Origin of the sequence: Thalassotalea hakodatensis (genome assembly GCF_030295995.1) — a bacterium.
Classification (GTDB): domain Bacteria; phylum Pseudomonadota; class Gammaproteobacteria; order Enterobacterales; family Alteromonadaceae; genus Thalassotalea_C; species Thalassotalea_C hakodatensis.
Window position 1 is genome coordinate 1,424,333 of sequence record NZ_AP027365.1, and the last position, 14,292, is coordinate 1,438,624.

Consider the following 14,292-nt stretch of genomic DNA (forward strand, 5'->3'; position numbering starts at 1 on the left):
TGAGGAAACACTATGACGAGATCTTTAACGATAGTAGTATTTGCAGGCATTATTACCTTGGGGTTATTTGCTTTTATGGCATATTTAATTAAGCAAGAGAAGGTTGCTATGACAGATATTCCTGAGCCAATAATCGTTCAGGTTTATGAATTACCTAAGGATAGTAAGGTTAGAACAATAATTAGACGTCAATTTCAACCACCTGAACCGCCGCCTGTAATGACGACTGTAAAGTCTACGCTAGAGCCAGCAGAGTCATTAAGTCATTTTGAGTTTAATCCGACAGGGTTAAAGATTGAGAATAAAATGTCTAAGTTTAACTTAGGTGCTCAGCTCGCTAACCAAGAGGCTAGGCCAATAATTAGGTCTAACCCCCGGTATCCAAGAGAAGCATTACAAAGAGGTCTTGAAGGGTGGGTTAGGTTGGCTTTTGATATCAATAAGATAGGTGAAGTTATTAATATTCAAGTTGTTGATTCTCAGCCGAAACGTGTATTTGATAAAGCCGCTAAACAAGCATTAAAAAGATGGAAATATAAAGCGAAATCTATCGATGGTAAACCGATTATTCAAACAGGGTTTACCGTTCAACTAGACTTTAACATGCAGCAAGAAATATAGGATCGCCAATTGAAGTTACCTTCAATGATTAAAGGGTGGATGAAAACTTCATCCACCCCTGAAACGTTACTAAAACGTTACTCAACGACGAAAGATAAGAAGTATCTTTCATTGTTGGTTAAACAATTTAATCAATCTTTGTTTCACTATTTATTAACTTTGTCAGATAAAGAACTTGCTGAAGACGTGGTACAAATAACATGGCTTAAAGTATTAAAAATAAACAACACTGCACATGAACATACCAACGTTAAAGCTTGGTTATATACTATTGCTCGAAATACGTTATTCGATGAATTACGAAAAGCTCAGCGTTGGCACTATGTTGTTTTAGATGAAACACAACACGCGGCAACGAGTGAGTTAACCGACAAAGAAGATCGATTGGCAGCCTTTAATCGCGCATTAGTGCACTTACCTTTTTATCAACGAGAAGCGTTTGTATTTCAGCAAGAAGGCTTTTCAATATTAGAAATTGCAGAGATGACAAATGAAAGCTTTGAGACCGTTAAAAGTCGATTAAGGTATGCGAGAAAACAGCTGAAAATAATATTAGGAAAAGATCATGAATGATGATTTTGATAAAGAGATGAGTTCGCTTTATCAACAACGTAAGGCGCAGATAGAAGCTCCTACTGTAGTGTTACCAAGTGGAAAGGCTAAAAACCGTGTTTCTGTTTTTAAATCGTTGGCAATTTTACTATGTGGTGGCGTTTCGTCTTTTGGCATTTTTGCGTTAATGTCGCATTTAGCTAAAGCACCAACACCTGTCACCATTGAGCCGCAATTAAGCCATCAGGTGATCGTGTTACCAGACGTTATTATTGATAAAAATAACGCTGATACGGTTATCAACCGTCTGCCGTTACCTGAAAAACCTATTATTGCGACGCTACCAACCGGTAATGATAATTCGCCATATCAAATTGAAAAGATCGAACCATCTGTTGATAACAACTTAACATTTGATGATACCAATACTGTTCATTTACCTGATATTGATTTACCACAAACAAGTATTAACCCCATAGTAAAAGTTTTACCTGAATACCCTCAAGAGCTGTTAGCAAATAGGCAAACAGGTATCGTAAAAATGCGCTATCAAGTCGCTGAAGATGGGCGTGTTTTTAATATAGAAGTTATCGAACAAAGTGGGGCAAGACAGTTTAGACGTGCTGCTCAAAAAGCTTTAGGTGCTTGGCAATACGACAAACAATTGTCTGTAAATGATACGCTTGAAGTCGTTTTTGAATTCCAATTGGAAGCTAAGGAATAAATTTATATGACTTTAGCACTATTCGCAATTGAGGAAAGATAGATTAGTATGGCTAACACAATAATAAAAAATTATCTGTTATGCTGCCGATTTCTGTCTTAGTTTTATTAAGCTTTTTCTATCTTATTTTACTGTTTACCATCGCCTTTGTTGGTGATAAATACACAATCTCAAAGAAAGTTAAGCCGGTAGTATATAGCCTAGGGTTAGGAGTTTACTGCACCTCTTGGGCGTTTTATGGCGTAACAGGGCAGTCAGCTACCACGGGATGGTGGTTTACACCAACCTATACCGGCGCGATTTTAGTGTTTATCTTCGCTTGGCCTTTAGTGTTAAAGGTTGCTCGCATTTGTCGTGAGCAGTCGTTAACCTCGTTAGCCGATTTTATTGCTTCTCGCTATGGTAAATCATCTAAACTAGCTGGCTTAATTACCATTACGGCAGTGTTTGCCATTATTCCGTATATTGCTTTACAGCTTAGGGCGATTACTAGCAGTTTCAACGAAGTGATTAATTATCCCGCTGAACAATCTCCTGTAGATATTACCTTATTGTTTACTGTTACCTTAGCCGTGTTTGCCATATTATTCGGCACTAGGCGTATTCGCCCCTCTGAACATAACCCAGGGCTATTATTAGCGATTGCGTTTGAATCGATAGTGAAGCTATTCACCTTTTTAGCGATTGGTTTTTTTGTGTGTTTTTACATGTTTGACGGTATGACTGAACTGTTTCAACAGGCAAGCGAGCACCGTGCGGTTCAAACCATTAGCTCGCCACCCAGCTATGTTTACGTCATGCAAACGTTATTAGGCGTGTTAATGATGTTTTGTTTACCGCGTCAGTTTCATATGACTTTTATTGAATTAGATGAAGAAAGAGAGCTTAAAACAGCACGTTGGCTTTTTCCTGTATATATGATTTTAATCAATATATTTGCATTACCTATTGCTTATGCGGGCTTAATTTTATTTGATGGTGTGAGCGTTGGCTCTGACAGCTTTATGCTGCAATTGCCGATATTAGCGGGCAGTCAATTAATGACATTAGTGTCATTCTTAGGTGGTTTTTCTGCGGCGACGAGTATGGTGATTGTCGCAACCATTGTATTAAGTATTATGATTTCAAATGACTTGATCACACCAAAATTACTAAACCGTGAAGCACATGCAGGCCAGCTGCAAAAGCTTAGCCCTGATAAACTGCTGTTGATCCGCCGTATTGCCATTGTCATTATACTGTTAGCTGCTTATGCCTATTATCAGGTGACTTCTAATTCAGAATTATTAGCGGTTACCGGTTTAATGTCTATGTCGTTAGTTGCACAGTTTTCTCCTGCATTATTGTTAGGGTTGGTATGGCGAAAAGCGAACCAAAAAGCGGCTTATCGCAGTATTATTGTTGGCACGCTATTTTGGGCGTACACTTTGTTATTACCTTCGCTTCATCAAAGCTTGATTAATATTGATGCATTACTTCAGGAAGGATTTTTAGGTATTGCCTGGTTGCGTCCAACGATGATGTTTGGTTTAGAGCTCGAGTTTATTTCTCACGGTGTGTTTATTAGTCTTGTCGCGAGTTTCTTGGTATTTGTTTATTACTCTTTAGCTACTACACCGGAAGTTACCGAACAATTATATGCGGTTAACTTTATACAGCCCGATGATTCTCAGCGCGATATTAATCAAATATCTTCTGCACTCACCATTCGTGATTTACATAGTTTAGTGGCTCGTTTTTTTGGACCAACGGTCGCTGATCAGCTTATAAATGATTATTTTCAACAGCAGGCGTTTAACTGGGAACATGTTGCCCCGGTTGCTTTAGAGCAAAAAGCAGAACAAGAGTTAGCGGGTGTTATTGGCGGTGCATCAGCAAAACTTTTGTTTGATTCAGCAAAACGCAGACGTAGTGCACTGTTAAATGATGTGGTTGATATTGTTGATGAAGCGAGTGAGTTGCTACGCTTTAACCGTTCGTTATTACAAGCGACCATTCAAAACGTTGAACAAGGTATTTCGGTGGTCGATAAAGAATTACGTGTTGTTGCATGGAATCGCCGCTACATAGAAATGTTTGATTACCCTGAAAAAGAGATATTTGTCGGTAGGCCAGTAGAAGAAGTATTACAGTTTAATGCAAACAGAGGCTTATTTAATAAAGATAATAGTAATGAAGAAATAGCTAAGCGAATTTCGTATTTGCAGCAAGGGAAGTCTTACCGATTTCAGCGGGTGCAAAAGAACGGTAAAGTGTATGAAATGTCTGGTAACCCTTTGCCAGGTGGCGGCTTTGTTACCACGTATGCAGATATTACCGAATTTGTAAACACACAAAAAGCGTTAGAAGAAGTGAATGTACATCTAGAATCACGCGTTGAGCAACGTACGCATGATTTACAGAAATTAAACTTGCACTTACAGGCGGCGAAACAAGAAGCAGAGCAAGCGAATATCAATAAAACGCGTTATTTTGCTGCCTTAAGCCATGATTTGTTACAGCCGTTTAATGCTGCCAGCTTATTTTCTTCTATCCTTGCAGAAAAAGCAGGAGAACAAGGTGGCGATAAAGCTGATATTAAAGAATTAAGCGATAATATTCATTATTCATTGACCAATGCTGAGCAACTATTAAGTTCTATTTTAGAACTAACAAAGTTAGATGCTGGCAGCACAACGCCTTATTTAGAAGATTTTAATATAGAAAGCTTTATACGACCTATTGCGGAAGAGTTTTCTTACCTTGCCCAAAATAAGCATTTAGCATTTGAGCAACGTATTGATAATTGCGCAACACGTTCTGATAAAGCGTTATTACGACGTGTATTACAAAATTTATTGGCCAATGCGCTGCGTTATACTAATCAAGGAACTGTTTCATTAAATGCCTATCAATTACAGCAAAAACTGATTATTGAGGTAGCTGATACAGGTGTGGGGATAAAACAAGAAGATCAACAACGTATTTTTAATGATTTCGAGCAAATCGAAGGAGCACAAGGTAATAAGCATCATGTTGGTTTGGGGTTAGGCCTCGCCATTACTTCTCGTATTTGTAAAATTCTAGGTATTCCACTGTCGTTAACATCTTCAATAAACGAAGGGAGTTGTTTTACCTTATCGTTGCCAGTGATCAAAATGTCGCAGCACACAGAAGTTGACAAACTCCCCGTTATTAATCGAAATAGACGAGACTTAACGGGCTTACATGTTTTAGTGATAGATAACGATACGGCGGTATTGACGGCGATGAAACAACGCTTACTAGAATGGGGGTGTCAGGTCAGTGTTGCACACGATCAACAAACGGCTTTAGCAAAGTGTCAACAGCAGTTGCCGGAAATGATTTTGGCCGATTACCACTTAGATCATGGTAAAACGGGTGTTGATGCGGTTAATCATATTCGTGATACTTTACAGTGTCAGATCCCTATCATTATCAATTCTGCTGATCATTCCGAAGAGCTTTATGAGCAAGTCGTTGAGAATAACTTTATTTTTATAAATAAGCCGGTAAAGCCTGCGGCATTAAAGCGGACGATAAAATCTTTGATGAAAACGGTATAATACCTCTATAAACGAGATGTTTTGCAATATTACTCTTTATACTAAATAGCTAGGTAGATGACTGTGGTGTCATCTGTTTTAGGTTTTGAAATAACATACTGGCTTGTGTTCGGTTATTCACTTGAAGTTTTTGTAGTATCGCTGAAACATGATTTTTGACGGTTGGCTCTTGAATATTCATTTCCCAGGCTATTTGTTTGTTTAACAAGCCATCCGCGATCATTTGTAATACACGATATTGTGCAGGCGTGAGTTTATGGAGTTTATCAGCGAGTGCTTTAGCTGGAGTTGGCTCAATGTTCGTAAGATCAATTCCGGCGGGTAACCAGGTTTCACCATCTAATACTTCTTCGATTGCGGCGGCAATTTGATCTAATGAGGCTGATTTAGGGATATACCCACTTGCGCCTAAATCAATAGCTTTGCTGATAACACTGGGCTCTTCTGTCGCAGAAACCATGACCACTTGAATGTCTTGATAGGCATTTTTGATTGAGGTTAACCCTGTAAAACCTTCATTGCCTGGCATGTTTAAGTCAAGGAAAATAAGTTCAATATCAGGGTGTTGTTGAATCACTTTGATAAGATTGTCGTAGCAATCCGCTTCAATTATTTCGCTAGTTGGTAATACCTTACTCGCTGCTTGAATTAGTGCAGTTCTAAATAATGGATGATCATCGGCAACTGCTAATTTCACAATTTCTTCACTCATAATAAACCTTAATACAACTATTTAAACAGAATGAAGAAGAGGGCGCTAGTGCCCCCTTCTGTTTATGCTAAAAGTTAAAAACGATAGCCTACTGTTAAGTGAATGGTTCGTGGATCACCGTAGTAGCCAATAAGGGTGGTATCGCCACCAAAACCAGGGCCGTATGAACCGTCTGGATTGCGACTAGTGAAGTTATAGCCACCTACCATGTACTCTTCATCGGTAATGTTTTTCGCATGTAAACCACCATACCAATTACCATCATTTCCTTCCCAAGTAATGCTGGCGTTAACTTGGCCAAAACCGTCTTGATTTAATGAATCATCATCTTCGAAGATAATGTATTCATCGCGATAGTAATAACCGGTATTAAACATAAAAATACCCATGTCTGTTTCTAAGAGATAATTCGCTGATACACTAAAAGTGTTATCGGGGGTATTTGATAAGCCGACTAACGGAACGTTAATATTTTCATCTTGTTCAATATCAGCTGAAATGTGCCCGTAAGCCATATTTATCGTTAAGTTTTCACTGGCTAACCATGTAACCTCTGCTTCAATACCTTGTACATCAGAACTTGCCGCATTTGCTAAGTTTTGACCTAAATCTGTTGGGTTTTCTTGTGGTAGAACAACAATATATTGTCTATCTTCATGTTTGGTTGCAAAGGCGGTTATGTTAGTTCTTAAGTTATCAGTCCAATCTTTTTTCAAACCAATTTCGAAAGAGTCAACGATTTCTGGATCAGCTGCGTTTTCATTGGCACCAGCGCGTGGGTTAAAGGTACCTGACTTAAAACCTTGTGAGTAGCTGGCAAAATACATGGTATCGCTGTCAGCTTGATATTCAATACCTATACGTGGCGTAAAGCGTGACCATTCATCAGATTTCATGGTATCTAAAATGCCATCACCGTTACTATCTTTACCTAACACTTGTGTTTGCGGTAAATTAGGATCTTGCGTATAGCCGTCAATCCAGTTGTCGTAAGGGTATACAATGCTTGCGTAAGTATCTGAATACACATCAGCTTTACGTTCTTCTTTGGTATAACGAGCACCTAGTGTTAACGACATTTTGTCGGTTAAATCAATATTGCTTTGTATATAGGCAGCAACAGAGTCGCTCTCATTACAGCCTGATTTTTCAGCTGTTAAACTTAAAAAGATGATCGCATCATACTTACCGCAAGACTCACCTGAATAGTGATATAAACCACCCACTATATTAAAGCCATTACCACGGTAACTTGCTTGGATCTCATGGCTTGAGTTTTCGTCATCATACACCGCAGGTACATCAAAAATTTGCAAGCTAGTGTTATCAAAATCTATATTAGTTGGTGAATAACTTTCACGGCTTGCTCCCACGTACTTGAATGAGAGGTTATCAGTTGCTTGCCAGTCGATGGTTAAACTTAAGCCCTCAAGTTCAACTTTATTCCAAGTCGGCAAGCTGGTGTAAGAATCAAATTTGCTATCAGGAATAGCAGCATCTGGTGCTAATAAACTTGGTAGTAGTCGATACCCGCCCTTGGAATTTGAATCATCATCTGTTTTATCCCACGCTAAACGCATGAAGAGGTTATCAGTGGCATGATATTCTAATGTTAAACGAGATGCAGTTAGATCTTTGTTATAGTTTTCAGTATCTTCACCGGCAGGCGCTACCAAAAATTCACCAAAACCATCACGATTTAATGTGCCGTGGCCAAAGCCAAGATAAAGTTTTTCATCAATTAAGGGAATTTGCCCCGTAATTTTTAAATCACGTTGGTTATAACTGCCCACCGTTGCTTCAATATTAAATTCAGTATCACCTGACATAGGTTTGGTGACATACTTAATAGCACCACCTGTAGTATTTTTACCATAAAGTGTGCCTTGTGGGCCACGTAGCACCTCAATGCGTTCAACATCGAGTAAATCTAGCACAGCCCCTTGCGGTCGAGCCATGTAAACGTCATCGATATATATACCAACACCCGGTTCATAGCCCCATAAAGGGTCTTGTTGACCAATACCACGAATGAAGGCAGTAAGTGTTGAGTTTGTTCCTCGGCTAGCTTGTAACGTGGTGTTTGGAGAAAATCGCTCTATCTCAGTAATGTTTGCAATACCATTTTCTGCTAATTCTGCAGCGCCAACTGAAGTGACGGCAATAGGTACTTCTTGTAAACTTTCAGTGGTTTTACGCGCTGTAACTTCAATGCGTTCTAACCCTTGTTTTTTAACGGCTTCTTCTTCTGCCGCAATAATATTACCTGAAAAGATCGCTGAACTAATTGCGATAGCACAGAGTGATTTGCTGTAGCGTGAAGCCTTGTTCACATTTATGTTTGTATATTTCATACTTCCCCCGATGGATTTCTTCTTATCTTTTTTATCTATAGGTTTATGTTTATCGTTATTTGTTGTGATTATGTTTCAGTCGCTTATTAATCTAGTCGAAGCGTTTCCATCTGTATGTGGTACTTAAGTACTATACCTATTTCTGCGTTCGCGTTTAATAATGAATGAGTCATTTACGTATTGAATGTTGATAAAAGCATCAACCGTAAATATGCCGCGTGTTGTGAGTGAACTATTTTCAGTCAAAAAATAACTCTAATATAACGCAGGAACGGCTTATGATAAGTATGATTGGCTTGGTAGGAGGGCTTATATTGCTCGTGATTCTTACCATGCGGGGGATGAATTTATTCATTAGCGCCCCATTGTGTGCACTTTTTGTTGCACTAACAAATGGTATGACGTTACTCACGGGTGATGTACATTTTGTTAGTACCTATATGTCAGGCTTTACCAGCTTTATTGCTGCTTGGTTTTTCATGTTTTTGCTTGGTTCATTGTTTGGTAAATTCATGGAGGATACTGGTGCAGCTGACAGCGTAGCACGATATATTGTCGACAAACTTGGCATGAAAAAAGCGGTATTTGCTGTTGTAGCTGCCTGCGCCATTTTAACTTATGGCGGGGTTAACTTATTTGTGGTCGCTTTCTCGGTTTATCCTATGGCGTTAAGTTTGTTTAAAGATGCAAATTTACCACGTCGTTTTATTCCAGCAACGCTTGCCTTCGGTTCTGTTACCTTCACCATGACATCTGCTGGCTCTCCAGAAATTCAAAACTGGATCCCAATTAAGTATTTAGGCACCACACCTTATGCTGGTTGGGAAGTCAGTTTGGTCGTTGCTTTGTTTATGGCATTGTTTGGTTATTGGTGGCTTAACCGTTTAATTGGTAAAGCTGTCGCTAATGGTGAAGTGTTTGAACACAGAGAAGATGACCCTGAAATACCTGAACGTGATTATCCACATCCAATCACGGGTGTGATTCCTTTATTAGTGGTACTTGGCTTATCGTTTACGTTACATCATGATTTTGGTCATAACGCATTAATTATTGCATTAGCTGGTGGTGTACTCAGTATTTTAGCGATAAACAATAAATACTTTCATCACCTATCAAACGCAGTAACCGAAGGAACGAATGGTGCGTTAATCGCTATTGGTAACACTGCCGCAGTGGTTGGTTTTGGTGCTGTCGCTAAATCAACAGACGGCTTTCAGCTAGCAGTAGAAATTATGACTCAGGTACCCGGTAATGAACTCATCGGCGCTGCTGTTGCGGTAACCGTGATTGCAGGTTTAACTGGCTCTGCTTCAGGTGGCCAAGCAATCGCATTACCGTTATTAGCACCGCATTATTTAGATCAAGGGGTTAATCCAGAAGAGCTTCACCGTGTAGTGGCAATCAGCTCTGGTGCATTAGATACCTTACCGCATAACGGTTATGTTGTTACAACGATAAGAGCAATCTGTAAAGAAACGCATGCGAGTGCATATTTGTCGATGTTTGCTATGACAGGTATCGTCCCTCTGATAGGCTTAATACTTGCTATTAGTTTGTTTATATTATTTTAATAAAAAGAGAACCTTATGATGAATTTTCAACGCACAATTTGTTTATTTTTACTTGTGTTTGCTAGCAACCTTTGGGCAAGCGAGCTTATCGTAGAAAAACAAAAGTTCACCTTAGATAACTTCAAAACCTTTAATGGCAAATTAATCAAGCAAGTGAATGTTGGCTGGGAAGCTTACGGCACATTGAATGAAGATAAATCGAATGTCATTTTAATCACTCATTACTTCACGGGTAATTCACATGCAGCAGGAAAATACAGTAAGCAAGATGCAATGCCTGGTTATTGGGATAGCATTATTGGCCCTGGAAAAGCCATTGATACCAATAAATACTATGTGATCAGCTCTGATACGTTAGTTAATGCTAGTGCCTTTGATAAAAAGGTTATTACAACTGGGCCTGCAAGTATCAACCCTGAAACGGGTAAGCCTTATGGATTAAGCTTCCCAGTAGTAACCATTCGCGACTTTGTTAATGTACAAAAAGCACTAATAGATAGTTTAGGAATTAACAAATTACATGCTGTGATTGGCGCTTCTATGGGATCAATGCAAGCGTTAGAGTGGGCTGTCGCTTACCCTGATATGGTTGAACGTATGGTGTCAGTTATTGGTATTGGCCAATCTGATGCGTGGTTAGTCGCAGGATTAGAAAAATGGTCAGCACCAATCAAACAAGATCCAAAGTGGAATAACGGTGATTATTATCAAAGTGAAGCTCCTAATACGGGTTTAATGTATTCGCTTGCCACTATTACTCAAGAAGCAATGCATCCTGCGATTTTTAATGCTTCGAATCCTACCCATAAGAATATAGTAGATGGCGCTTTAAACGATATTAATGCAACGTTTCCTGTGGTTGATTGGCTATATGGCGCAGCAAAAGCCAGAGTAAATACAATGGACGCTAATCATATTTTGTATCTTGTGCGGGCAAGTCAACTATTTATTGCAGGACATAATAATGATTTATCAGCAAGTTTAGCGAAAGTAACCGCGAAGTCACTGTTTTTACCAGCTACTAACGACTTATTGTTGTATCCAGAAATGGCGAAAAAAACCCATGAAATGTTAGGGGATAAAAGCCAGTACGAAGAAATTAATGGCATGTGGGGACACTTAGACGGTTTATTCACCATACAACAAAAAGCTAAAACGTTAAGTGACTTTTTGGAGCAGGAGTAATGAAAAATAAAACGGTCCTTATTACCGGAGCTGCAAGCGGTATTGGCTTTAGCATTGCTCAATTACTGGCAAAGCAACAGGCGTCGGTGATTATCACCGATGTCAGCGAAGAAGCGGCGCAACAAGCAAAACAAACATTAATAGCAGAAGGTTTTTCTGTTGATGCATATAAACTTGATGTAACCAATGAAAATGATATTGCTCACTTAGTGGAAACACTCGGCAATACACCAATTGATATTTTAATTAATAATGCAGGCATACAACACGTTTCACGGTTAGAGGAGTTCCCGATGGGGGCTTGGCAAAAAATCGTTGATATATTGTTAACGGGGCCGGCAAGAACCTGTAAAGCAATATTACCTAAAATGCGTGAACATGGTTTTGGACGCATTATTAATATTGGTTCGATTCACGGTTTAGTTGCCTCACCTTATAAATCGGCCTATGTGGCAGCTAAGCACGGATTAATCGGTTTTTCTAAGGTTATCGCGCTAGAAACTGCTGATTGCGATATCACGATAAATACCATTTGTCCTGCGTATGTCAAAACCCCTCTAGTGGAAAAACAAATTGCAGATCAAGCAAAAGAACATGGCATTAGCGAGGATGAGGTGATTGAAAAAATAATGTTGGCACCAATGCCGAAAAAAGCCTTTATCGATATGGAAGAAATAGCCGCAACCGTGCAATTTCTTGCGAGTGAAAATGCCAGAAATATGACCGGTCAAGCCCTAGTGCTGGATGGCGGTTGGACAGTTAAATAGGAACAAACATGTCAGGATTCAATAAGGTAGTGGCAAGTTACCAAGAAGCACTTGCTGGTCTTGAAGACAATATGACGATCATCGCCGGTGGTTTTGGTCTTTGTGGGATCCCAGAAAATCTAATTAGTGAAGTAAAACGTAAAGGTACAACAGGGCTCACAATAGTTTCTAATAATTGTGGCGTTGATGACTTTGGTTTAGGTGTATTACTAAAAGATCGTCAAATAGCAAAAATAATCGCGTCATACGTTGGCGAAAATGCAGAGTTTGAGCGTCAAATGTTAAGTGGTGAATTAGAGGTTGTTTTAACACCGCAAGGTACACTAGCGGAAAAAATGCGTGCGGCGGGTGCCGGTATTCCTGCTTTTTATACGGCTACGGGCTATGGCACACCAGTGGGTGAGGGCAAAGAAGTACGAGACTTCAACGGTAGAAGTTACATTCTTGAAGAAAGTATCAAAGGCGATTTTGCTTTAGTTAAAGCATGGAAAGCTGATACCTATGGTAATCTCATTTATCGTAAAACCGCGCGAAACTTTAATCCGATGGCGGCAACTGCTGGAAAAATTACTGTTGTAGAAGCCGAAGAAATTGTACCCGCTGGAGAGCTCGAACCCGATCAAATACACACACCTGGAATTTATGTTGATCGTTTAATTCAAGGTAAGTTTGAAAAGCGTATTGAGCAAAGAACCGTTAGACAAAGCGAAGGGGAATAACCGTGGCATTATCACGAGAACAAATGGCAAAGCGTGTTGCACAAGAGTTACAAGATGGTTTCTACGTTAATTTAGGTATTGGCATTCCAACATTAGTAGCAAACTACGTACCGTCGAATATGGAAGTCATGTTGCAATCAGAAAATGGCCTACTTGGGATGGGACAATTTCCAACTGAAGAAGAAATTGATGCTGACTTAATTAACGCGGGTAAACAAACGGTTACGGCTGCAAAAGGTGCCTCAATTTTTTCTAGTGCTGAATCATTCGCGATGATACGTGGTGGTCATGTAGATTTAACGGTATTAGGTGCGTTTGAAGTTGACGTATACGGTAATATCGCTTCTTATATGATCCCCGGAAAGTTAATTAAAGGTATGGGGGGGGCGATGGATTTAGTGGCAGGTGCCGATAATATTATCGTAACCATGACACATGCCTCGAAGCATGGTGAATCCAAACTCTTATCTCAATGTACTTTACCTTTAACCGGCAAAGGGTGCATCAAAAAAATATTAACCGATCTAGCGTATATTGAGATCATTGATGGTAAGTTTCATTTGCTCGAATACGCACCAGGCGTTTCAATTGAACAAATCAAAACGCTCACCCAAGGCGACCTCGTGGTGAGCGAGCAAGTAAAAGAGATGAATATTTAACTATTTAAGCGCTTTAGTTAGAAACATAAGCGCTTTTTTTATTTATCGCGCTACGCTTTATTGAGCGCTTTCATTAATGATTCTATAGCTTTAAAACCATATCCGTGTTTGTTTTCTGTTGCAACTTTATCGAAAAAATGTCGCTTATGTCGAGAGTACGGTTCAATGCTTATCTCGACGGTTTTCGCCGCTAGGATTCGCTCAAACATTTCTATCGGCATTCTGTAAGCTAAGGTAGAACTTTCAACATCACCACGCATACCAGGGAATGCGCCTGAGTGACTATCAAATTGTGTAACTTCTTTTCCCTTAACTAAAACAACCGGTACTTTATCGATATATAAAGTGGTTTGTTTTAAATTAAATCCAGCCCTGAAGTGAACAAGTAAAGTAACTTCGTTGGGTGATTCAGCCGTCCAAGTCGCACCTAACCATGAACAATTGTCGGTTAATAAACATAAATTTCTTCTTGGTTTGGCAACAATAGAGGCAATTTCGTTATTATTATTATATTCAATGACTGCTTGTTCTGTATTTTCTTCAGGTTTAGTTGATGCACATCCTGAAATGACAGCCAGTAATATTATTAATTTGAAGTAATGCATAAAAATTCCTTGTAATATTCATTATTTTATCTCGCCAGACTACATTTCTATCATACTTAATTAGTAATAAATAGGTACTTATACCAATTCGCATAAATATTCGGTCATTCAGCGAGAATTAAACGCTTTAGAGGCACGGCGTTGATTGCAGAGAATGGTTATTCAGGAGAACGTGCTCCTGCGTTCTCTAATAAGCTACATCCTTGTAGCGTCCTTGTTAAAATCAACAACACGGGCTATGAAGCGTTTAAACT

12 protein-coding genes are annotated in these 14,292 nt (G+C 39.3%); 9 read left to right on the forward strand and 3 right to left on the reverse strand.

Features of this window, described 5'->3' with window-relative positions; genetic code table 11:
• Positions 1-12: 12 nt before the first annotated feature.
• The 4 genes from QUE72_RS06225 to QUE72_RS06240 all read left to right on the forward strand — a co-directional run bounded on the left by QUE72_RS06225 (position 13) and on the right by QUE72_RS06240 (position 5,463).
• Positions 13-621, forward strand: a complete 609-nt coding sequence (locus QUE72_RS06225; protein ID WP_286272242.1) for an energy transducer TonB — start codon at positions 13-15, stop codon at positions 619-621.
• A gap of 9 nt (positions 622-630) precedes the next feature.
• Positions 631-1,194: an RNA polymerase sigma factor gene (locus QUE72_RS06230; protein WP_286272244.1), complete on the forward strand. Its 564-nt coding sequence runs from the start codon at positions 631-633 to the stop codon at positions 1,192-1,194.
• Entirely contained in the window at positions 1,187-1,897 is a 711-nt protein-coding gene (locus QUE72_RS06235) for an energy transducer TonB (protein WP_286272245.1), read from the forward strand. The genes QUE72_RS06230 and QUE72_RS06235 overlap by 8 nt, the downstream gene beginning before the upstream one ends.
• Before the next feature lie 80 nt (positions 1,898-1,977).
• Positions 1,978-5,463 carry a hybrid sensor histidine kinase/response regulator gene (locus QUE72_RS06240; RefSeq protein ID WP_286272246.1) on the forward strand — a complete coding sequence of 1,162 codons (3,486 nt, stop codon included), beginning with the start codon at positions 1,978-1,980 and terminating at the stop codon, positions 5,461-5,463.
• Positions 5,464-5,512: 49 nt separating this feature from the next.
• Here the strand turns inward: QUE72_RS06240 and QUE72_RS06245 are convergent, their stop codons facing one another.
• Both QUE72_RS06245 and QUE72_RS06250 read right to left on the reverse strand, forming a co-directional pair.
• A complete protein-coding gene (locus QUE72_RS06245) occupies positions 5,513-6,175 on the reverse strand; it encodes a response regulator (protein ID WP_286272247.1) in 663 nt (220 codons plus the stop codon).
• Between the two features lie 74 nt (positions 6,176-6,249).
• A complete protein-coding gene (locus QUE72_RS06250) occupies positions 6,250-8,529 on the reverse strand; it encodes a TonB-dependent receptor (RefSeq protein ID WP_286272249.1) in 2,280 nt (759 codons plus the stop codon).
• Between the two features lie 278 nt (positions 8,530-8,807).
• Here QUE72_RS06250 and QUE72_RS06255 point away from each other — a divergent pair, with 278 nt between their 5' ends.
• From QUE72_RS06255 to QUE72_RS06275, 5 genes are read left to right on the forward strand one after another with little or no spacing between them, the layout of a single operon-like run.
• Entirely contained in the window at positions 8,808-10,103 is a 1,296-nt protein-coding gene (locus tag QUE72_RS06255; RefSeq protein ID WP_286272250.1) for a GntP family permease, read from the forward strand.
• Between the two features lie 15 nt (positions 10,104-10,118).
• The gene (locus QUE72_RS06260; protein WP_407704957.1) at positions 10,119-11,288 is read left to right on the forward strand and encodes an E22 family MetX-like putative esterase; all 1,170 of its coding nucleotides are present in this window, start codon (positions 10,119-10,121) and stop codon (positions 11,286-11,288) included.
• Positions 11,288-12,055: a 3-hydroxybutyrate dehydrogenase gene (locus tag QUE72_RS06265; protein ID WP_074499939.1), complete on the forward strand. Its 768-nt coding sequence runs from the start codon at positions 11,288-11,290 to the stop codon at positions 12,053-12,055. The genes QUE72_RS06260 and QUE72_RS06265 overlap by 1 nt, the downstream gene beginning before the upstream one ends.
• An 8-nt stretch (positions 12,056-12,063) precedes the next feature.
• Positions 12,064-12,774, forward strand: coding sequence for a CoA transferase subunit A (locus QUE72_RS06270; protein WP_074499941.1), 711 nt, complete (start codon positions 12,064-12,066; stop codon positions 12,772-12,774).
• A 2-nt stretch (positions 12,775-12,776) separates the two neighbouring features.
• Positions 12,777-13,433, forward strand: a complete 657-nt coding sequence (locus QUE72_RS06275; protein WP_286272251.1) for a CoA transferase subunit B — start codon at positions 12,777-12,779, stop codon at positions 13,431-13,433.
• 50 nt (positions 13,434-13,483) lie between these two features.
• Here the strand turns inward: QUE72_RS06275 and QUE72_RS06280 are convergent, their stop codons facing one another.
• Complete coding sequence (locus QUE72_RS06280) at positions 13,484-14,038, reverse strand: hypothetical protein (RefSeq protein ID WP_074499946.1); 555 nt, start codon at positions 14,036-14,038, stop codon at positions 13,484-13,486.
• Positions 14,039-14,292 lie beyond the last annotated feature (254 nt).

What these genes read in the sequence shown, in the direction of transcription:
- QUE72_RS06225 (WP_286272242.1), top strand. Translation starts at nt 13, where the DNA reads ATGACGAGATCTTTAACGATAGTAGTATTTGCAGGCATTATTACCTTG.
- QUE72_RS06235 (WP_286272245.1), top strand. Translation starts at nt 1,187, where the DNA reads ATGAATGATGATTTTGATAAAGAGATGAGTTCGCTTTATCAACAACGT.
- QUE72_RS06240 (WP_286272246.1), top strand. Translation starts at nt 1,978, where the DNA reads ATGCTGCCGATTTCTGTCTTAGTTTTATTAAGCTTTTTCTATCTTATT.
- QUE72_RS06245 (WP_286272247.1), bottom strand. Translation starts at nt 6,175, where the DNA reads ATGAGTGAAGAAATTGTGAAATTAGCAGTTGCCGATGATCATCCATTA.
- QUE72_RS06250 (WP_286272249.1), bottom strand. Translation starts at nt 8,529, where the DNA reads ATGAAATATACAAACATAAATGTGAACAAGGCTTCACGCTACAGCAAA.
- QUE72_RS06255 (WP_286272250.1), top strand. Translation starts at nt 8,808, where the DNA reads ATGATAAGTATGATTGGCTTGGTAGGAGGGCTTATATTGCTCGTGATT.
- QUE72_RS06260 (WP_407704957.1), top strand. Translation starts at nt 10,119, where the DNA reads ATGATGAATTTTCAACGCACAATTTGTTTATTTTTACTTGTGTTTGCT.
- QUE72_RS06265 (WP_074499939.1), top strand. Translation starts at nt 11,288, where the DNA reads ATGAAAAATAAAACGGTCCTTATTACCGGAGCTGCAAGCGGTATTGGC.
- QUE72_RS06270 (WP_074499941.1), top strand. Translation starts at nt 12,064, where the DNA reads ATGTCAGGATTCAATAAGGTAGTGGCAAGTTACCAAGAAGCACTTGCT.
- QUE72_RS06280 (WP_074499946.1), bottom strand. Translation starts at nt 14,038, where the DNA reads ATGCATTACTTCAAATTAATAATATTACTGGCTGTCATTTCAGGATGT.